Below are 19,066 nucleotides of genomic sequence, written 5' to 3' on the forward strand. Positions count from 1 at the left end.
AATCTCCGGACAGTCTGCCGTTAGCTGGCCAGGCTGTCGCGATGAAGCAGGGAGATCACCTCAAGGATTGATGTACTTCGGGCTGGCTCCAGGCCAAAAGCCTCCTGCAATTGATCGAGGAAGGTCAACTCCGCCTGGGTCTCAATGTGGTCTGCGTGAATCAAATGGGCGGCCACAGCCAAGGCCGTTTCCCGTTGAGCGATGGAGAGGAGGGGCGTCGCCTGCTCGATCAACGCCTCACAGTTGCTGCCACGCAGTTGGTTCAAAACCCGATCAAGAAGCGACCCCATCTCTTGATCGCTCAAGCGACGGAAGGGCTGGCGGTATTCCAGTTGTTGGCGCAACGCCCTGGCTTCCACTGCACTGAGCTCCCCGTCCGAAGCAATCGCCGCGAGGGCGACGGCTGCAAACGCCTCGGACGCTGAAGTGAGCTCGGGTTTGCTCATGAAGCTTGCGCTGGTCGCCCCCATTTGAGCGTCTTCCTTCGCGAAATCGCTTCTGATGTGAGCCTGTGACAACGTGAGAGCACTTTTTCGCCGACGCCTTGCCTCTCCCAGCTCGCCTCTGCCTGGTCATTGGCGTCCTTGGCTTGCTGCTGTCTGTGGGCAATCAACTCACGGCACCGGAGTTGAGTCCAGCCCTGGAGAGGGCAGCTGTGCTGAGCAGTCTGCTCTCCGTTGGCTTGATGCTTGTATCCATTCTCTGGACCAGGGCTGCTCCGCTTGCCCCGGAACGGGTTGCATTGGATGGGGAGGAGGGTTTGGAGTTGGCGGCCGATCTGCCAGAACCACTCCGTCAGGAATTGGGTTGGGGTAGTCAGATGCTGTTGACGGCTACCCCCGCTGCCTCGCTGCTGCTGCTTTGGCGCGGGCAAGTGCTGTTGCGCCGAGGTGTGCTGGCGGACTCCCGCTTTCAGCCAGGCCCGATCTGTACGCGGGCCTGGACAACCCAAAAAGCGATCAATCTTGTGAACCTCGCCCTGTATCCAGGCCGCAACGAGTTTGAAGGGCTTCCGACGAACACACCAGCCGTGATCGTTCAACCCATTGCGCAGGATGGATTGTTGTTGGTGGCTGGTTGGTCCCCCCGTTGCTTCACCCGTAGCGATGAAAGTTGGATCGAGGGCTGGAGCCAGAAGCTCAGAATGCAATTGGAGCGGGAGCTCGTTTCTTCCCCTCTCCACCCTGGCCCTTCGGAGGAAGCGTGAAGCGTGAGTTCACCCGTGCGCCAGGAGAACTGAAGACTGCCGTTCCGTCATCACCGATCTTGCCCTCGAGTCGCTTGGCTCGTGTCACTTGTTTGTAGGTGTCCCGTTCAAGGACCACCTGATCAAGGGCTTCAAATCGACCGCTGGGCCAATTCCAAAGGCAGCGGGTGGCCGTCAGCCGTTCTCCGGGCTGCTTGAGCTCGCAGCTTCGTGAAACCTTGACATCACTCTTCTCCAGATCAATCGAGAAGCGATCGCCTTGCGCTTGAAGGGCATTGAACTGACCCTTGAAGGGCTGATTGCTGCTCAGCTGCTGATCGTTAATCGCCCAGCGTGTTTCTTGTGCATCAAGCCAACCCTTGCCATCGGCACTGCGGATCTTCACTGGGGCGACGAGGTCAACAAAGCCCTGACGAAGATTGCCGCGTAGCCCTTGAGCGGTCAGGACAAGACTGGGCGTTGGTGTCTTGACTCCTTGGTTCTGATCCTTTGAGGACGCGTTGGGCTCAAACCGTTCACCCCGGATCACGGCAGGGGCCTTGAGATCGCCCTGCTCGGGCTTCCAATCCACCCATTGAGCTTTGACTTTGAGGGGGAGTGGGGCGGGGGCTTTGGGATTGCTCACCTTGCTGCGTCCGTCCTGCCAGTGCTCGAGCACAGGAGCACCCCGCAGCTCGACCAGATCCCGCTTGATGAAGTATTGGGCCGTCTGCGCACTGATGCGCGAAGTCCGGTCCAAAGCCACAGGGCGTTGGTCAATGACCATTCGCTCTTCGCGCGGGAGCCAGCGGGCCGCATCGCCGGTGATCTCCACAGGTTCGTTACCCAGCAGGGTGATACGAACACCGCCCTCAAGCTGGATCGCCTGACCGTCGCCGATCACGGTTCCCCGTTGGGCCGCAATCAAGATGCTGGGTTGGCCGCGTCGAAACACGGTGCCGCGGGGTTTCAAGGCCTGGGCCAGTTTCCGCTGGATGTCGTAGCGGGCCTCTGGACTCTTTAGTTCCCAGGCCGGAGCTCCGTTGGGGTCTTGTTGGCGGAGGTCCAGCGCTCGAAAGGCGAATGGTTGAGCCGTTTGCCGAGTGGCCGTCGAGCAGCCCACAAGAAGGAAAGCAGAGGCGATCAGGAGCGATCGGGTCGTCCATGCCATCAGAGGGGATCCTCCAGTTCCAGACGCGCCATGACCGGTGAGGGCTCAGGCAATGGGGCTCCGCATTGCAGGCCTCCCCAATTCAGCTGCTCGAGCCAATCTGAGCTGACACCGGCCTGGGCTCCGGACTGGGGAATGGGTTGTCCGAGCTGTTGCAGCATCCGGCTCGAGAGATCTGGCAGAAGGGGTGCCATCAGCAACGCCACCATTCGTGCTGCTTCCAGCACCGCATAGAGGTCTTCGGCCACCTGTTCGCGGGTGCCTTCTTTCTTCATCAGGCTCCAGGGGGCCTGCTCATTGAGAAAGCCGTTGGCTGCAATGGCGAGTTGCAGCGCTGCTTCAGCGGCGGAGCGGAACTCCAGGTTCTCCAGCGCAGGAAGACTGATGCTCTTGGCCTGGGAGGCCGCGAGCGCTAAGGGATGGTTGCTGTCCTTGGCCTGAGCCGCTGGAGGGACGGCCTCATCGAACCAGCGACGTGCCATGGAGCTGGTGCGGTTCAGCAGGTTCCCGATCGTGTTGGCCAGGTCGTTATTGACCAGATCGCTGAAGCGCTGCTGCTGGAAATCGCCGTCTTCACCGAAGGGAATGTCGCGCAACAGATACCAGCGGACTGCATCACGGCCGCAGCGATCCAGCAAGTCGACAGGATCGAGCACGTTGCCCAGGGATTTCCCCATCTTCTGCCCCTCACGAGTCAAGAAGCCATGGCCAAACACCTTGGCGGGCAAAGGCAGCCCGGCTGAAAGCAACATTGCCGGCCAGTACACGGCGTGGAAGCGAAGAATGTCCTTGCCAATGACATGAACTGAAGCGGGCCAACCACGCTGCAGTGCTGTTTCGAGATCGGGAGCATCGCTCTCCTCCAGCAGCGCGGTGATGTAGCCGAGCAGCGCATCAAACCAGACGTAGAAGGTGTGCCCCTCATGGCCCGGCACCGGGATGCCCCAAGGGAGGTTGATCCTGGAGATCGAGAAATCCCGCAGCCCTTGCTTGACGAAATTCTCCACCTCACGGCGGCGGCTGACCGGTTGGATAAAACCAGGCTGGCTAATCAGGGCTTCAATCTGCTCCTGATAGCGCGACAGCCGGAAAAACAGGTTCAGTTCATCGCGCCATTCCAGGGCTTTGCGGTGGATTGGGCACTCCGGATCCTGGGCCTCATGGGGATCGTCCTTGAACTCCTCACAGGCGACGCAATACCAGCCCTGTTGGCGTCCTTCAACAATGTCTCCACTGGCTTCGACCCGAGCAAAAAATTGCTGAACGATCTGGTGATGACGTGAATCCGTTGTGCGAATCAGCCGGTTATTGCTGATCTGCCAGCGTTCCCAGAGATCGCGATATTGAGCACTGACACCATCGCAGTGGGCCTGAGGCGTGAGGCCAGCAGCCTCAGCTGTGCGCTGAATCTTTTGCCCGTGTTCATCACAGCCGGTGATGAACAGCACCTCTTCCCCTTTGAGCCTCTGGAACCGGGCCAGGGCATCACAGGCCAGGGTTGTGTACGCACTCCCCAAATGGGGCTTGTCGTTGACGTAGTAGAGGGGGGTGGTGAGGGTGTAAGTCATCGGCCGGATCCTACGCAGCCCTTCCCGATCCCGCCTTCAGCTGCGAGCCTGGGAGTGACTGCTCAATCAAGGCATGCCAGCCCACATCGAATCCGCCCCGGTGGTGGTGTGGGGAGGTGGAACGGGGGGCGTGTCAGCCGCCATTCAGTCCGCGCGATCTGGGGCCGCCACCATCCTGTTGACCCCTGGTGCCTGGTTGGGGGGAATGGTGAGTGCTGCCGGGGTGTGCTGCCCGGATGGCAATGAGCTCAGTCCATGGCAAACCGGGCTTTGGGGTGCGTTCTTGCGTGGGATGGCTGACGCGGAACCCGGCGGCCTCGACCAGAATTGGGTCAGTTGCTTTGGCTTTCGGCCGGCTCAGGCCGAGGACCTGCTGCAGCGTTGGGTCCAGGCTCTCCCCAATTTGAGCTGGTTAGCGGGCTGTCGTGCTCTGGCCGTGCATCGCTCAGAGCGCCTGATCCGATCCATCGAAGTCGAGCAGGCAGGCGTGAGGCAAGAGCTGGCCTGCAGCGTTCTCATTGACGGCAGTGATCGCGGCGATTTGCTTCCTCTATTGGACCTGCCCTTTCGCTTTGGCTGGGAAGCCCAGGAGGTCTGGAATGAGCCCAGTGCTCCGAGCGCCAGGCGCATGGCGTCTGAGCCCTTCTTTCGCAAGCAACCTGTGCAGTCCCCCACCTGGGTGGTGATGGGTCAACTCAGTGCGGATGAACCACCGCCGGGGCTGCCGGAGAAGCCACGGCTCTCTACCCCCTTTGAGCAGGCCTGCCAGTCCTTTGGCCTGGCCAAGACACTCACCTATGGGCGATTACCGGGTGGCCTGGTGATGCTCAATTGGCCCCTGGATGGAAACGATTGGCATCAGGACCTCGCACGGGCCTTCAGCGCTGAGAGAGCCGCTGAGTCCGATCTCTATCGCGAGATGCAGGATCACAGCTCTTCCTTCGCGGCTGAGCTGCGGGAAGCCTCCCATGGTTGGCTCGAACTCGGTGATGCCTTCCCCAGGAATTCGGGTAGCCCAGCCCCCTGGTTCGCCGCCATGCCCTACTGGCGAGAAGGCCGGCGAATCAGGGGCCGCAACACCGTGATTGAACAGGACCTCCTCCCCCAGCATTCCGGTCGCTCCATCGCCGAACTTCCTCGCGATGACAAAGGGCAGGTGAACTCCATTGCCGTTGGTAATTACGCCAATGACCACCACTACCCAGGCGGTGACTGGCCGTTGGCTCCCAAAAGCTGCCGCTGGGGTGGGCGCTGGTCAGGGACACCCTTCTGTGTGCCCTACGGCGCGCTGTTGAGCGCTGATCTCGACAATTTCCTGGCGGCTGACAAAGCCTTCAGCACCTCCCACATGGCCAACGGTGCCACGCGCCTGCAGCCATTGATTTTCAATCTTGGTCAGGCAGCAGGTGCCGCGGCGGCGTTGTCCGTGGAGATGGGGAAGCCGCCAGCCGAGCTGCCCGTTCTGGCCCTGCAGGAACACTTGATTCGTGACCCAATGGCGCCAGCTGGTGTGGTTCCGCTCTGGGATACGGCATGGAATCATCCGGACTGGGCCCAGAGACAGCGCGCCGTTCTTCAGGCGCCGGAGCTGTTGAGCCAAACCGGTCTTTGGCAGGGGGGCGCCTCAGGCCGATCCGTTGGCGCCGCTCAGGGGCCCTCAGCTTTGGATCGAGCGCAACAACGACTCCAGGGGTCGTTGGTTCCGATCGAGGACGGGACCTATGCATTCGATCTCGCCAGGCCCATGCTCGGATCTCGCCGCTGGCCCGTGATCACCCTGGAGCCGGCCGTGGATACCTGGCTGGCGAAGCTTGATTGCGCCAAGAACGTGGAGCTCATGGGCTGCTTCAACCCGTGGGGCCCCTGGTTGCGGGTCTCAGCTGTCGCGAACTAGGTCTCAGAAGGGTGACGCGCTGAGTCTCAACTGATCACGAAGAGAGTCCACGGACTGGACGCGAAGCAGTAATCCATCCCCTGGCTTGGCTTGGCTTGGGCATTCAGCTGCCAAATCCATAGCGAATTCATCAATCCGAACCAAGCCAAGGTTGTCCTGGGGACGCAACCAGCGCAAAAACTGAGCGCGCCATTGCTGACCTTTCTGCGCCTCAAACCAGACCTGTTGCCAATGACGCTGATCTTCCCTGGAGATGCCGATGCCTTCTCGAACGGCACCATCGACCTCGTTGACCAGCTCCTGGAGGCTTTCTTCGCTGAGGGGGGTTTCGGCGGCCAGTTGCCGTTGAACCAGCAGGTCACCGTATCGGCGGATTGGGGAGGTGGCTTGGACATAGGCCGGAAGGCCCAGGCTGAAGTGAGCCGCGGGCTTGGTTCCCATCAGCCCGCGGCTCAGGCAGCGTTTGATGGCGGCGTAGCGGACTGCCCCATCTGGCAAGGCCTCCAATTCAGTTTTGGCCGGCAGTTCCGCTGGGAGCTGACTGCGAAATGGAAGGGCCAGCTCCCTGTCTTGTCCCAACTGAGCAGTGACTGCGCCGGCCAGGATCATCGCCTCAGCCACCATTTGCCGAGAGGAGCTCGGCTCGGTGACTTCCAGCTGAGGAGCGCCGTCACGGCAGCGGATCCGTCCTTCAGGGAGGTCCATCTGCAACGCCCCCTGACTCAACCGCCAAAGCCGTCTGCGGCTCAAGAGTGCTTCGAGATCGGCGAGGTCACGGTCCTGTGGTGGGGCTAATTCGATCAGTTCATCCGCGTCCTCGTAGCTCAGGCGATAGATCGGTTTGACCCAGCTACGCACCACGCCATAGTCCGCCAGGGATCCGTCGTCGTTCAATTCGGCCCAGGTGCTCCACGCTGCCGTGCGCTGACCGGCTCGCAGGCTGAAGACTCCGGTGGAGAGGTTTTCCGGGAACATCGGCACGTTCCCTTGGGCGAGATACAGGCTGCTTCCACGCCTGCGAGCCTCCAGATCGAGCGGCGAGCCAGCTGAGATCAGACGTCCTGGATCGGCCACATGGATCCAGATTCGCGTTGGGCCAGCGGCGGTCTGCTCCAGCGCAAGTCCGTCGTCGATGTCGCGTGTGTCCTCATCGTCAATGGTGACGCAGCGCTGGCTGGATAAATCACGGCGACTGGCATCGCTGGGCTGCTCTTGTTCAGCGTTTTGCTCGATCTGTTGGGCTTGCTTCAGTAGTTCCTCGGAAAAGCCACTGCTCCAGACCGTCCCAGTCATGGAGACCAGCTGATGCGGGTCCCACTGCCCCAAGTCCACCAAGAGATGACGCAGTTGGCTTCGCTCTTGGGTCAGGTGCAATTGGCCCAAGCTTTGGCGCATTGCTTCAGGCAGCCCCTCAAGCTCAAGGCGCCCACTGGCCACTTTTTTGAGTAACTCTATGCGCTCCAGCTGCAGTTCGCTGCAAAGGCTGGGCTCAATCGGCCGTCGTTCTTTGAGCAGAAGAAACCAGCGATGTTCCGCCTCTTCCGCAATGGCCTTGAGACGCCGTTCGCGGCGTAGGGGCTTCAGCTCCTCAAGGCTGCGGGCCTGGACAGCACACTGTTTCCAGCGGAACCACTGTTGCCCGCCCACCAAGGCAAGCCAACAGGCACTCAACTGGGCTGGTTCGGTTCCCCCGCAAACCAGATCACAGAAGTCATGCAGACCCAAGGGTTCGCTTTCGTCCTTGAGCAGCAACCAGGCGGCACCCCAGGCCGAGCGACGTGGCTTGGCCTCAGCTAAAACCTCGCGATTGAACACCCACGGAGAAGCCCCCAGCCGAAGCGGTGCAGAGGCACCACTCGGTAGGGGGCAGATCAACTCCAGTTGCCTCTGAGGGACAACCTGTTGCTTGGAGTCAAAACCAACCCTGAGCCGCGCTTTGCTGCCCTGGATTGATTCGACGATGGCTATTTGAGCGGTACGCGACTCCTGCAGGCCGACGAGATCGCCGCTGTGGAAGACCGCACCGCTCAGGGATCAGCCCTCAGGATTAACAAAGGGCAGAAGGGCCACGATGCGAGCACGCTTCACGGCATTGGTCAGATCACGCTGCTGCTTGGCGGTGAGGCCAGTCAGACGACGGGGCAGGATTTTGCCGCGCTCGGTGATGAACTTCTTGAGCAGATCGACATCTTTGTAGTCGATCGGTTCACCGGGCTTGATCGGTGAAAGACGTTTCTTGAAAAAGGAACTAGGCATGACTGAACGGAGAGGAAATGCAGAACATGGAGATCACGCCGCTGAGATCACTTGATCTCTTTGTGGACCGTCGACTTGTTGCAATGCGGGCAGAACTTTTTGAGTTCAATCCGTTCAGTGGTGTTGCGGCGGTTCTTCTGGCTGGTGTAACGAGACACGCCAGGAGACCGCTTCGCGGGGTTGGACCGGCATTCCGTGCACTCGAGAGTGATCACGATCCGGACGCCCTTGTTCTTAGCCATAAAGGACGTTGCGCCGCTGGAGCGATGCGATTGGACAGTGGACAACCATACCTTGTCGCCTGACCAGGCCTGGTGTCTTGCCTCTTTAAACTCGGCGTTCTGTTTGCCCGTCTCAGATGCAGGTCTCGCTCCAATGGCTCCGGGAGCTGGTGGCCTGCGATCTGGCACCGGATGTACTCGCCGAAAAGCTCTCGATTGCGGGCTTCGAGGTGGAAGAGATCACCGATCTTGCCGCCCGTGCCGCAGGGGTGGTTGTCGGGTTCGTCGAACATCGGGCGCCCCACCCCGATGCGAACAAGCTGAGCGTTTGCACGGTTGCCGTCGGCGCAGACGCACCCCTTCAAATTGTTTGCGGCGCCAAGAACGTGCGCGCAGGAATCCACGTCGCTGTGGCCACCGTTGGTGCCTACCTACCGGCTGTGGATCTCAAGATCAAGCCCGCTGAGCTGCGTGGCGTCGCCAGCAGCGGCATGATTTGCTCCCTCTCAGAGCTGGGACTCGCCGACAGCTCCGACGGCATCGTGATCCTCGATGAGGCCCTGGAGTCCGTGCCTGCCGTGGGCAGCCCCGTTGGACCTCTGTTTGGCCTCGACGACCAGGTCTTGGAGCTGGCGATTACCGCCAATCGACCCGACGGCCTCTCGATGTTGGGCATTGCCCGGGAGGTGGCGGCCCTGACGGGAGCCCCCCTGAGCCTTCCTCCTCTTGCAGAACCCCTCGCTTCGGAGGCCCTGCCGGTTGGAGCAGATGTCCAGGCCCGCATTGAGCAGGGCGGTCTCTTCAGCCTGACAGCTCTCTCCGGGCTGAAGGTCGGACCCTCTCCCCGCTGGCTGCAGAGCAGGCTTGAGCGTGCCGGTCTGCGGCCGATCAACAACGTGGTCGACATCACCAATCTGGTGATGCTGGAGCAAGGTCAGCCCCTCCACGCCTTTGATGCCGATCGGCTCGCCCAGCTCAGCGGAAATCGTTTGGACCCAACGGGCATCGACCTGCGTGCGGGCCGTTCCGGCGAGGCCTTCACCACACTCGATGGCTGCAGCCACACCCTCAGCGAGGACGCCTGGGTCGTGAGCTACGCCGACCAAGCAATCGCCCTTGCCGGTGTGATGGGCGGCGAAGGCACCTCTGTTCATCTCGGTACGCAGTCGATTTGGTTGGAGGCGGCGATGTTCGCCCCCCAAACCGTCCGCAAGAGTGCCCGGAGCCTGGGCTTGCGCACGGACGCCAGCAGTCGCTTTGAGAAGGGCCTGCCTGTGGAAGTCACGCTGAGCGCTGCGGATCGGGCTGTGGCGCTCCTCAAGGAACTCTGTGGGGCCACGGTTGAAGGACGCTGGCTGCATCAGCGCGCCGAGGCAGCGGTTGAACCATTGGAGTTGCGCCGCGATGCCCTCCACAACCTCCTCGGTCCGGTGGCCACAGCGGATGGCCTCGAAGAGGATCTGCCCGATGATGAGATCGAGCGCATTCTTCAGGCCCTCGGTTGCAGCCTTCAGGCTGCGGATGACGGCTGGCTGGTCCAGGTGCCCCCGGCCCGCGCCATGGACCTGCAACGGGAGGTGGACCTCATCGAAGAGGTGGCCCGTCTGGTTGGCTATGACCGCTTCGCCAGCCACCTGCCGGACCCCATCGCCCCCGGTGGGCTAACGCCCTTGCAAGAGGCTGAGCGGAGGCTCCGCAGACTTCTGACTGCCGCCGGTCTTCAGGAGGTCTGCAGCCTGTCCTTGGGACCCGCAGAGGCTGAGCGCCCCGGTGCCGACCCGAATTGCCGAGTGCCTCTGGCCAACCCGCTTTTGGCGGACTACAGCCATTTGCGCGACAGCCTTGTCGATGAGTTGCTCCTGGCGGCTCAGCGCAACCTCAAGGCTGGTCGCAGTGGCTTCTGGGCCTTCGAGATTGGCAATGTCTTTGATGCCACAGCCAAGGGGGCACCCCAGAGCCAACACCTGGCTGGTTTGATCTGCGGTTCCAGGCAGGCTGAGCTTTGGAGCCAGAGCGGCAAGCCCCAGGCCCCTGATTACTTCAGCGCCCGTGGTGTCCTTCAGTCCGCGTTGGCTGGTCTCAAGCTTCCCCTGGAAGATCGGCGCCTGAGTGATCATCCGCTGCTTCATCCCGGTCGTGCCGCCCAGGTTGTTGTCGAGGGTCGCCCTGCCGGTTTCTTTGGTCAGATCCATCCCGAGCTGGCCGAGCAGTTTGATCTGCCTGCCACCACGTATCTGTTCCAGTTGGAGGTCAGCGCGCTGCTGAGCGCTGCGACCCGACGCAACCGCTGGCAACCGAGCTTTGCCCCCTTCGCAACCGTGCCCGCCTCAGAGCGTGACCTTGCCCTGGTGGTTTCTGCGGATACAGCAAGCGCCCAGCTGCTCAACGCCATTCGTAAGGCGGGTAAGCCCCTGCTGGAGCAGGCAGAACTGGTGGATCGTTATGACGGGGAACAAGTGGCGGCCGGATCCTGCAGCCAGGCCTTTCGTCTGCGCTACAGGGATCCCAAGCGGACCTTGAAGGACGTCGAGGTTGATGAGGCCCACCAGAAGATCCGTGCTGCTCTCGAAAAGCAATTCGGCGCCCAGCTACGTGCCTGATCCCGTCTGCGTGAGGAGGGTCAAGCACTCAACATGGCTGGTCTGGGGGAAGAAATCCACCGGTTGAACCCGCTGAAGCTGATAACCACCCTCCTCGCTGCAGAGCTGTTGCAGATCCCTAGCCAGGGTTGAGGGGTTGCAGCTGATATAGGCCAGCCGCTCTGGCTTTTCGTCGAGGATGGCCGCCAGCGCCTCCGTACTCAATCCCTTCCGGGGCGGATCGACCAGCAGCGAACCGGTCATTTTTAAGCGATCGGCCAAGACGCTGGCCACCTCGGCCTGCTCAAAGAAGGCTGTTTTGATCGCATTGCGCTCTGCATTGGCCGTGGCTTGGCTGACCGAGGACGGATGCACTTCCAGGCCTAAGACCTTCAGACCAGAGCGAGCCAAGGGCAGGCTGTAGGTGCCGATACCGCTGTAGGCATCGATCACCGTTGCGCTTTGACCTGTGGCAAAAAAGGCTCGCAACGGTTCAACCAGACGCTCAGCTTGGGGCGTGTTGACTTGAAAGAACGTGTCCGCAGCGATGCGCAATTCGATGCCGTCAAAGACCTCAAGCAACCAGGGTCGACCAGCGATCAGGTCAGTTTCTGGACCCATCACGACGTTTGATGCCTTGGGCTGAATGTTCAGTCCAACCCCGACGACCTCGGGCCAACGCTCCATCCATCGCTGGGCCAGGGTCTCCAGTCCCTTGAGTTGCCGGTGACTGCTGATCAGCGTGATCAGGATTTCCCCGGTTGCTGACCCCACCCGCAGGGCCAGGTGACGCAGCCCACCCTTGGCCCCCAAGTTCACATCAACGGGCCAGCCAGCTTTCTCCAAATCCCGCTTGATGGGCTCAATCAATGCATCGATCCTTGGATCGAGGACTGGGCAGTGATTGAGGTTGACGATCTTGTGGCTACCGCGGCGGTAATACCCGGCACGCAGCCGTCCGTCGGGAGCGCGCTCCAGTGGGATCAGGGCTCTGTTTCTGTAGCCCAGTTCGAGATTGCAGCCCCAGACGGGCTCGACATTCACATCTAATTTGGCCAGCCGGCTTAGGCTCTGCTGAACCAGGTCCCGCTTGAGCTCGAGCTGCATCTGGCTTGAGCAGTGCTGCAGGCTGCAACCACCGCAGCGCTCCGCAAGGATGCAGGGGGGCTTTTGTCGCTCTGGACTCGCTTGGCTGACCTCGAGTAGATCCGCCTCCAGGTGGCGCTTTGCGCAACGGCGCACACGGGCCTGAACCGTTTCACCGGGTAGGGCCCCGGGAATGAAGACAGCCGTTTCATTCCAACGGCCGACCCCTTGCCCTTCGTGGCCAAGACCAGTCACAACCACGTCAATGGTTGTACCCAATTGCACCTTGCTTGCTCCCATCACCCCTTTCCGTCGTTCTTTGACCCTATCGGTGCGTAAACACCTGCTCAGAGCGAGGCTTTTCAGTGCTTCTCCTCGATACAGTGTCATGGTCAACGGTGGTTTCGATGAGCGTCGTACGCGATCTGATCCTTCAGGCAGACGATCAGCTCCGCTACCCCACCGGCGGTGAGCTGCGCTCCATGGTGGAGTTCCTCTCCACTGGTGCCAATCGCCTCTCCGTGGTCCGGATCCTGACCGACAACGAGAAGAAGATCGTTGATGAGGCTTCGAAGCAGCTCTTCAGCCGTAAGCCCGAATACGTTGCGCCCGGTGGCAATGCCTACGGCGCCAAGCAGCGCGCCCAGTGCCTCCGCGACTTTGGCTGGTACCTGCGACTGGTGACCTACGGCGTTCTCGCTGGAAGCACCGAACTGATCCAGAAGATCGGACTTGAGGGCGCTCGCGAGATGTACAACAGCCTTGGCGTCCCCATGCCCGGCATGGTCGAGTCCATGCGCTGCATGAAGGAAGCAGCCCTGGTCCTCCTCAGCCAAGAGGATGCGGCTGTCGCAGCGCCTTATTTCGACTTCTTGATCCAGGGAATGCAGACCCCCTGCTAACCACCTGTTTCACTTCTGCTCAACAATCGCCGGCGAAAGCCGGCTTTTTTGTGTCCGCGTACCGTCTGCACTTTCTCTCAGCAGTCTCAGGAAAGCCTCGCACCTAGTCCCGTCACCAGCGCTGAACGCGACGAGTACGACACCCTTCCTCAGTAAGCGCCTGAGGCCTGCAATGGGTCGACCCAGCTATCTTCTTCTAACCGCATAACTGGACTGATCTCAAGTCCAATACTAGACGTGCGGAATAGTTGCTTGCACTCGCCAAGCGCGCATGCGTAGACAGGCAGATCGAAGACTCCAAGCCGTCTCGTCCTGCCGGAAGCCTGAGACTGAGAACACGTCTTATCCGAGACGCATGCAACCGTGCTCTGTTTATGTCTTCTGGGTGTCTTGAATGGCCTGAAAAGCTGCGTACCTGTGTCTATAGCAGGTACGCAGCTCACAAAAAGCCGGTGATCACTGGATTCTTTTCCCTTGTCCACGCTCATGGACAAGAGGTTTCTGGAGTGCGGACAATCCCAAATTGCCTTGGTGCCTGGCTCCGGGAAAGCTCATACACGCAACAACTCAGATTGCAGGCAAAACACTATCTATAAACAACTGGTGCAAGGCTGCTCTAGTGTCTCAGATTTGTTTCTGCTCTGGACTAGTGAAGAGACAGATCTGAGACGTGCAATCAAGCTGCTTCGCGGTAGCGCTCCTTGAGGAATTGATAGGCCTCGTTCAGCCGGCGCATTTCGTCGGCTGACCCGCCAGCGTCGGGGTGATGGCTCACGGCCTGCGTGCGATAGGCCTCGCGAATCTCGCGCAGGCTGTAGGGCCGATCAGCAACGGTTGTGAGTTGCAGCATCCGCAGCGCGCTGTGCACGGTCATGCTGTTATCGATGGCATCGAAGGATGTGCTGCGCTTGGTTCGCGTGCGGTGACGCTGCACAAAGCGCGTAATCAAGCTGGGAACACGAGCAGCCAGGGTCGTGCCGCCAAAGGGATCCTCGAGGATTCCCGCTGCAACGATCACCCGTTCCAGGGTGGGGTGGCCCTCCTCCCACTCAGGTGCATAGGAGTACATGACCTGTTGCACCAAGTTCCAGCCAAAGGGTCTGCCGTCGCTGTCGCCGGACTGAGGCCAAACATCTCGTCCTAGCCAGACCATCGCCGCTTCCAGTGCGGCCTCCGTCGGTGCTTGGCCGTAGACCTCGCTCCAATGTTGTCCGGCTTGCTGGAGGGCTTGATCCAAATCCAGGCCCCTGATCAACGCAAGGGTCGGGTCGGAAGTGTTGGCACGCGCCGGAGCTTCGAGTGTTTGCTTGACACGCTTGGCTTGCTTTCGAACAAAGCCAGGCAGCTGGATGCCTCCACCACCACTTCCGGCCGCCGCCGGGCGGTGGTCAGCGACTGTCTCGGAGTTCTCGGATGCGACCCTTTCTTGGTCTGCTAATGCGACCAGACTGGAGTGAACGAGAACGATGGAGAGGTCTTCGTCGAGAAGCCCAGGTGGCTCCTCCTCGGCTGCCTCAGTCGACGCGTTCAGCTCAAGCTGCGGCACTGCCTCAGTGCCCGCAACGGTCTTTTCAGCGGCTTCAAATGGTTCGCTGTCCTCGTCCTGCCCTCCCCTGACCTCCTGGAGTAGGCGCTCAACCGTTGCTCCGCGGCTGCGAAGACCAAGTTGCCCCTTCAGGCCATCAATCCATCCCAGAAGCTCCTCGCTGAGTTCCAGCGAGATCCGGCGTTTGTCGGTCTCTCGCTGGCTCACGCAGGCTCGGGAACTGCTCTTGAGGTTATCGACCCAACAGGCTGTTCATCATCTTTTGTTGGGCCTCCACAGCCTGTTGGTAGCGCAGCATCAGGCTTTCGCTCATCCGAGTCGGACTGATCACCGCAGCTGGTACTCCGTTCAAATTTGGGAGTTCGGGTGGTGGTTGAACCCATTGCGGTGGCGGCACCACTGCGGGGGCGGCGGGCCGGATCGTGACTGGTTCAAACACCGGCGGTGGCGCAACAGCCGCCGGGACATTTGGCGGGTTCAACTTCGCGGCGACTTCCGCGACCTCAGCCATGGAGTCCCGCTGTTTGAGATCCGCCAACTGTTGATTGGGCACGACGCTCAAGAGGTGTCCAGGGGTTGCATCAGCGGGATACACCAGGCTCACCTTGACTGGATTGCTCTGTCCTGGTTTGAGATAGAGATCTGCAATGGGCAGGCTGTCTCCGGATTTCATCCCGACGTGCACCTCCTGGAAGCCATCGGCTGTTTCAATCCGGATCGAACCTCGGAAGGCCGTAAAACGACCTCGGCCGCTGATGGTTGGATGGCTCAGCACCAATTGATGCGGGCCTGAGCCGCTCAGGCTCATGGAGACGTCAAAGCGCACTCCATAGGTCCCCACGTTGTTCAGCGAGGAATCCACCATCCGGCTGACCAGGGAATTGATCTGGACTTCCCCGGTGCCGAAGTGATGGCGATTGGTGCTGGTCAGCGGAACATGCAGAGCCCCTTGTTGGAGGTCGTGGGACAGGCTTGCGGTGTATTCATCACCGATCGCAACCCCCGCGACCCGTGAGAACACTGTTCCGTTTTCGATCTGCCGGATTCGGCTGAGATAGACACGGCCGGGAGCTAGACGGCGTTGGTCAAGGACGGCGATGAGATCAGCATCGGACTGGGGATCCTCGGCCGCAACGACCGCCATTTGAAAGGGTCCGTCACTGCGACCTTTTAAGAGTCCATTGGCAATTCCTTTCGCTGGAAGTTGGGTGCTGAAGAGCACGATCCTGCTGTGGGCTGGGATTGTGATCTCGTCGGCCAATTTGCGATCGAGCTTGCCGCGCAGCATTTGCACTGCTGTGGCATCGCCTGGTCCTGTGTTCCACGGACGATGACCAAGGGGTTTGACCCCCATCAGATTGTTGGCCTGATAAGGCGCCTCAAAGCTGTTGCGAACGGCGCCCTTCTCGAAACGAATTTGAACAGGTTGGCTTGATGGATTGATCAGCAGGGTGGCCAAGGTGAGCTCACCGCGGCGGCCGCCGCCGCTCCCCATTCGACTCTTGTCGTTGGGGTAGTACTTGTGGTGGACATGCAGGCCGAACTCACCATTGAAGGTGTAAGCGGCATTCCTGAGTGGTTGTCCGGTCTCAGCGGCAATGGTCTGGCCCGGCGTCGTCGTGACCAGAATCCCTGGACCATGCACCTCCTCAGGCTGGTTCGAATGCAGAACCGGGACCGTGTTGAAACTCCCTTGAAGTGGCCTGGCCTGCTGGCCCGCCATCAGGGCCACATCAGCCAGAGCAGGAATAGGGGCGATCAGAACGCCGCCAACCAGAGCAAATGCAAGGGGTCTCATCAGACCTGTGGGACCAACTGCTCTCAACGTGCGAATGATTTGCGGATGGGTGCGTTGCTGATCGGAATTGTTTTATTTCCGGCTGATCAAAATCAACACTGGGGCTTGGCCCGGCCCCTTGTCGCGGCAAACCGCTGCTGCTGGCTAGAACGGCATAACCGCAGCATTCTCCATGATTTCGCCGTTCTTTGCTTGCGTTGACTCCGGTTCCCCCGCCCAGATGCGTCGCCGGCATCAAGAGCGCAAGCACCAGATGCTGACGTTCTGGAGAGATGGGCTCGAGCGGCAGCTGGCTGCGATCAATGCCGCCCTCAGCACCTTGGAGCGCCAGATGCAGGATTCAGATCCAGCTGAGTCCTAAGACCTTCCAAACCTGCCTGCAGCCGACGCCGCACTGTGGCGGCGCTGACTCCGAGTTCAGCACCCGTTCGGCGCAGGCTGAATCCTTCCAAAACCACCAGCTCGACAACCTTGCGTTGGTGTTTCTGAATTGATGCCAACCAGCTCTGCACGGTTTCCGCATCCAATGCCGGTTCGCCACTGGAGCCCCTCGACGAGGCTTCACACCGTTCTGGCTCCAAAGGCAGGGGCCTGTTGAGCTGCTCGGCCTGCTCGATCGCCACGACCGCCGCTTCGCTCCAGCCGGTCAGATGGCTCAATGTGCACGGAGTCAGTGCGCACGACGTGAACCGGTCCTTCGTTTCAGCTTCGGCTCTGGTCTTGAGCACCCTGAGTTGCTGGAGTCGCTCCTGAGTTGAGCGAGGCAAGCGCACCATTCGGCTTCTGTCCCTGAGATGACGCAAGATCGCCCCTCGAATGAAGGGCTTGGCGTAGGCCGCAAGGCTTGATTGCCGCTGAGGCTTGAACCGCTCACAAGCTCTTAGAAAGCCGATCCAGCCCTCTTGGATCAGGTCCTCCAGTGGCTCATGGCAGCGCATCGCGTAGTGCATTGCCGTGGCTTGAACGAGACCGCGATGCCGCTCGACGACTTCGGCCTGGACGCTCTGGAGCTGATGGGTACGCATGGAACGAGGGTGTGCTCGTTCCAGCCAAGACCTTGGATCAAGCCCGCGTCATCCGTGAATTCACGGAGCCATGGCCACAGAGCGCAACAACTCCAACGGTCCGTGTCTGCCTAACCATTCGCGATCGGACCCCTCTGTGAGCAGCAGGTAACCCGCGAACCCGAGGGCGTTCACGCTGAAACCGGCGGAATGTTCCTTGCCCCGGGCCACCGTCATGAACCACTCAGGACTGATCAGGGCGTTGTAGGGAGCGAGCGGACGGTCCGCTGTCTGGGGATCTCCGAGCCCCAAGCGCGACAACTGTTGGTGGTAGAGCTGCTGGAGTTCTTTCGCAGCCCCTGGACCCCGGCTCTGGGTACGTCGGCTCAGTTGATAGCGCCAGGGCCAGGGTTCTTCGTCTCCAGCGAGCTGGGCTGTGATCGCGGCATCCAGTGGGCAACTGACCTCTGAGGCCTGCCGCGGGAGCAGCTGCAAGTGACGGTGCGGTTGGCTGGCTCCGGCTTCAGCACAACTGTTGAAAAACCACAGGCCCGTGGTCTCGCCATCCACCGCAGCCAACTGCACCCAATCGTCCGTCTCCAGCCAACCCGATTGCGGTTTCCACTGCTGCGTGATCAACAGCAGGTGGCCCCGTTGCACCGGGTACTTGTTCAGCAGCAACAGATGCGTGGTTCCGAGGCGTTCCACCTCCAACCGCGTATCCCAAGGCAAAAAAGGATTCGGTTTGGGGCCTTCCCGGCGTAGGTGCTTTGGCGTCGCCGATTCCAATCGCCGGATAACGAACGGCGTGCAGCTCTCCAAGGGCTCGAGTGCGGTCTCCAGGGGAACCAGGGCGCCATTGGCTTCGGCAACGTCGCTGCATAGCAACGCCGCCGCTCCGTAGCGGCCAAGATCGCCCATCTCCCAGAACAAGACCAGTCCTGATTAAAGCGCCACTCAGGCTGCTGAATGACGCTCTGTCCTGCAGACGCTCCAAGCGCCAGGCTCATGACCTGGTGTGCCGGCATCGATCGTGCCCTCCCAGAGCACGTGGCCTGTTCCAGTTAGCCGGATCTGATAGCCCTCGAGCACCTCACAGCGCATCCCGCCACAGCGCCCTGAGGCCTGCCATCCATGCAACTCGGTTTTAGAAAGCTGCTCTGCCCACCAAGGCGCCACCAAAGCATGGGCCGAACCCGTGACGGGGTCCTCTTCAATGCCAAGCCCTGGAGCAAAGAATCGAAGCTGATAGTCACACGGTTGGCCCAAGAGGCGAATGGAGCTGTCCGAGGGGAGGGCTTGCATGACGACAAGGCCCTGCCGATCTGCTCCTTCAAGGCATTCGCTGACCCCTGTGAGCGTCTCGAGAACGATGTCGTTGCTGAGAAGCACGACGCGATACCCCAGAGTCGATCCCCAATAGCCGATGGGTTCGCCACCCAAGACATCGGTTAGATAGCTCGGATAATCGAGTCCAACCAGCGGCTCACTGGGCAGGACGAGTGAAGCTGCCCCCTCCGTCTCTGGCTCCACTCGAATCGTTAAGCCGCCACTTCGAGAGGCCAGCACCAGATCCTCTCCGCTTCTTATCGCTCCCCAACGCTGCAAGGCCAACGTTGAAGCCAAGGTGGCGTGGCCACACAGAGGCACCTCGCAGGTCGGTGTGAACCAGCGCAGACACCACTGTCCCTCTGCGTTCGACCAAAGAAAGGCGGTCTCCGACTGCTTCAAACTGCCAGCCAAATCTTGCATCCACTTGGCGCCCGCCGCCTGGTGGAGTTCAACCACCGCCGCACCATTCCCGCGCAGCGGCCCCTCGGCGAAGGCCTCAATCAGCACAGCGCGCTGCACCGCT

The 19,066-nt window shown here is 60.7% G+C and carries 17 protein-coding genes; 5 read left to right on the forward strand and 12 right to left on the reverse strand.

Features of this window, described 5'->3' with window-relative positions; genetic code table 11:
- Positions 1–20 precede the first annotated feature (20 nt).
- Positions 21–446: a tellurite resistance TerB family protein gene (locus MY494_RS01525; RefSeq protein WP_247910984.1), complete on the reverse strand. Its 426-nt coding sequence runs from the start codon at positions 444–446 to the stop codon at positions 21–23.
- Positions 447–544: 98 nt separating this feature from the next.
- Here MY494_RS01525 and MY494_RS01530 point away from each other — a divergent pair, with 98 nt between their 5' ends.
- Positions 545–1,207, forward strand: a complete 663-nt coding sequence (locus tag MY494_RS01530) for a cofactor assembly of complex C subunit B (RefSeq protein ID WP_247910985.1) — start codon at positions 545–547, stop codon at positions 1,205–1,207.
- Here MY494_RS01530 and lptC read toward each other — a convergent pair.
- Both lptC and metG read right to left on the reverse strand, forming a co-directional pair.
- Positions 1,140–2,357 (reverse strand): LPS export ABC transporter periplasmic protein LptC, encoded by a 1,218-nt coding sequence (gene lptC, locus MY494_RS01535; RefSeq protein WP_247910986.1) that lies wholly within the window; start codon positions 2,355–2,357, stop codon positions 1,140–1,142. The two genes, MY494_RS01530 and lptC, sit on opposite strands and share 68 nt — an antisense overlap.
- Positions 2,357–3,925 (reverse strand): methionine--tRNA ligase, encoded by a 1,569-nt coding sequence (gene metG, locus MY494_RS01540; RefSeq protein WP_247910987.1) that lies wholly within the window; start codon positions 3,923–3,925, stop codon positions 2,357–2,359. Before metG ends, lptC begins: the two co-directional genes overlap by 1 nt.
- 73 nt (positions 3,926–3,998) lie before the next feature.
- Between metG and MY494_RS01545 the strand changes: the two genes are divergently transcribed.
- Entirely contained in the window at positions 3,999–5,819 is a 1,821-nt protein-coding gene (locus tag MY494_RS01545) for an FAD-dependent oxidoreductase (RefSeq protein ID WP_247910988.1), read from the forward strand.
- Positions 5,820–5,822: 3 nt separating this feature from the next.
- Here MY494_RS01545 and MY494_RS01550 read toward each other — a convergent pair whose 3' ends face one another.
- The 3 genes from MY494_RS01550 to rpmG all read right to left on the reverse strand — a co-directional run bounded on the left by MY494_RS01550 (position 5,823) and on the right by rpmG (position 8,317).
- Positions 5,823–7,634, reverse strand: a complete 1,812-nt coding sequence (locus MY494_RS01550) for a ribonuclease catalytic domain-containing protein (protein ID WP_247910989.1) — start codon at positions 7,632–7,634, stop codon at positions 5,823–5,825.
- Between the two features lie 219 nt (positions 7,635–7,853).
- A complete protein-coding gene (gene rpsR / locus MY494_RS01555) occupies positions 7,854–8,075 on the reverse strand; it encodes a 30S ribosomal protein S18 (protein ID WP_010316983.1) in 222 nt (73 codons plus the stop codon).
- Between the two features lie 47 nt (positions 8,076–8,122).
- Positions 8,123–8,317: a 50S ribosomal protein L33 gene (rpmG, locus tag MY494_RS01560; RefSeq protein ID WP_010316985.1), complete on the reverse strand. Its 195-nt coding sequence runs from the start codon at positions 8,315–8,317 to the stop codon at positions 8,123–8,125.
- A 116-nt stretch (positions 8,318–8,433) separates the two neighbouring features.
- Here rpmG and pheT point away from each other — a divergent pair, with 116 nt between their 5' ends.
- Positions 8,434–10,896, forward strand: coding sequence for a phenylalanine--tRNA ligase subunit beta (gene pheT, locus MY494_RS01565; RefSeq protein WP_247910990.1), 2,463 nt, complete (start codon positions 8,434–8,436; stop codon positions 10,894–10,896).
- On the opposite strand, the gene rlmD is transcribed toward pheT, so the two are convergent.
- Entirely contained in the window at positions 10,885–12,261 is a 1,377-nt protein-coding gene (gene rlmD, locus MY494_RS01570) for a 23S rRNA (uracil(1939)-C(5))-methyltransferase RlmD (RefSeq protein WP_247910991.1), read from the reverse strand. The genes pheT and rlmD overlap by 12 nt on opposite strands.
- A gap of 107 nt (positions 12,262–12,368) precedes the next feature.
- Between rlmD and MY494_RS01575 the strand changes: the two genes are divergently transcribed.
- Positions 12,369–12,863 (forward strand): allophycocyanin subunit alpha-B, encoded by a 495-nt coding sequence (locus MY494_RS01575; protein WP_247910992.1) that lies wholly within the window; start codon positions 12,369–12,371, stop codon positions 12,861–12,863.
- 676 nt (positions 12,864–13,539) lie between these two features.
- On the opposite strand, the gene MY494_RS01580 is transcribed toward MY494_RS01575, so the two are convergent.
- Together MY494_RS01580 and MY494_RS01585 are read right to left on the reverse strand one after the other, a co-directional pair.
- Positions 13,540–14,616 (reverse strand): J domain-containing protein, encoded by a 1,077-nt coding sequence (locus MY494_RS01580; protein ID WP_247910993.1) that lies wholly within the window; start codon positions 14,614–14,616, stop codon positions 13,540–13,542.
- Positions 14,617–14,641: 25 nt separating this feature from the next.
- On the reverse strand, positions 14,642–16,207 hold the full coding sequence (locus tag MY494_RS01585; RefSeq protein ID WP_247910994.1) for a DUF3370 family protein: 1,566 nt from the start codon (positions 16,205–16,207) through the stop codon (positions 14,642–14,644).
- A gap of 172 nt (positions 16,208–16,379) precedes the next feature.
- Here MY494_RS01585 and MY494_RS01590 point away from each other — a divergent pair, with 172 nt between their 5' ends.
- A complete protein-coding gene (locus MY494_RS01590; RefSeq protein ID WP_247910995.1) occupies positions 16,380–16,568 on the forward strand; it encodes a sigma factor SigF in 189 nt (62 codons plus the stop codon).
- Here the strand turns inward: MY494_RS01590 and MY494_RS01595 are convergent.
- From MY494_RS01595 to MY494_RS01605, 3 genes are read right to left on the reverse strand one after another with little or no spacing between them, the layout of a single operon-like run.
- On the reverse strand, positions 16,519–17,232 hold the full coding sequence (locus MY494_RS01595; RefSeq protein WP_247910996.1) for a sigma-70 family RNA polymerase sigma factor: 714 nt from the start codon (positions 17,230–17,232) through the stop codon (positions 16,519–16,521). The genes MY494_RS01590 and MY494_RS01595 overlap by 50 nt on opposite strands.
- A gap of 60 nt (positions 17,233–17,292) precedes the next feature.
- On the reverse strand, positions 17,293–18,132 hold the full coding sequence (locus MY494_RS01600; RefSeq protein ID WP_247910997.1) for an ATP adenylyltransferase: 840 nt from the start codon (positions 18,130–18,132) through the stop codon (positions 17,293–17,295).
- A gap of 36 nt (positions 18,133–18,168) precedes the next feature.
- Positions 18,169–19,062, reverse strand: coding sequence for a PhzF family phenazine biosynthesis protein (locus tag MY494_RS01605; RefSeq protein ID WP_247910998.1), 894 nt, complete (start codon positions 19,060–19,062; stop codon positions 18,169–18,171).
- Between the last annotated feature and the right edge of the window lie 4 nt (positions 19,063–19,066).

The organism is Synechococcus sp. A10-1-5-1 (assembly GCF_023115425.1).
Lineage (GTDB): Bacteria > Cyanobacteriota > Cyanobacteriia > PCC-6307 > Cyanobiaceae > Vulcanococcus.

Coding starts and splice junctions, on each gene's coding strand:
- MY494_RS01525 (WP_247910984.1), bottom strand. CDS start 446: ATGAGCAAACCCGAGCTCACTTCAGCGTCCGAGGCGTTTGCAGCCGTC.
- lptC (WP_247910986.1), bottom strand. CDS start 2,357: ATGGCATGGACGACCCGATCGCTCCTGATCGCCTCTGCTTTCCTTCTT.
- metG (WP_247910987.1), bottom strand. CDS start 3,925: ATGACTTACACCCTCACCACCCCCCTCTACTACGTCAACGACAAGCCC.
- MY494_RS01545 (WP_247910988.1), top strand. CDS start 3,999: ATGCCAGCCCACATCGAATCCGCCCCGGTGGTGGTGTGGGGAGGTGGA.
- rpsR (WP_010316983.1), bottom strand. CDS start 8,075: ATGCCTAGTTCCTTTTTCAAGAAACGTCTTTCACCGATCAAGCCCGGT.
- rpmG (WP_010316985.1), bottom strand. CDS start 8,317: ATGGCTAAGAACAAGGGCGTCCGGATCGTGATCACTCTCGAGTGCACG.
- pheT (WP_247910990.1), top strand. CDS start 8,434: ATGCAGGTCTCGCTCCAATGGCTCCGGGAGCTGGTGGCCTGCGATCTG.
- rlmD (WP_247910991.1), bottom strand. CDS start 12,261: ATGGGAGCAAGCAAGGTGCAATTGGGTACAACCATTGACGTGGTTGTG.
- MY494_RS01575 (WP_247910992.1), top strand. CDS start 12,369: ATGAGCGTCGTACGCGATCTGATCCTTCAGGCAGACGATCAGCTCCGC.
- MY494_RS01585 (WP_247910994.1), bottom strand. CDS start 16,207: ATGAGACCCCTTGCATTTGCTCTGGTTGGCGGCGTTCTGATCGCCCCT.
- MY494_RS01590 (WP_247910995.1), top strand. CDS start 16,380: ATGATTTCGCCGTTCTTTGCTTGCGTTGACTCCGGTTCCCCCGCCCAG.
- MY494_RS01595 (WP_247910996.1), bottom strand. CDS start 17,232: ATGCGTACCCATCAGCTCCAGAGCGTCCAGGCCGAAGTCGTCGAGCGG.
- MY494_RS01600 (WP_247910997.1), bottom strand. CDS start 18,132: ATGGGCGATCTTGGCCGCTACGGAGCGGCGGCGTTGCTATGCAGCGAC.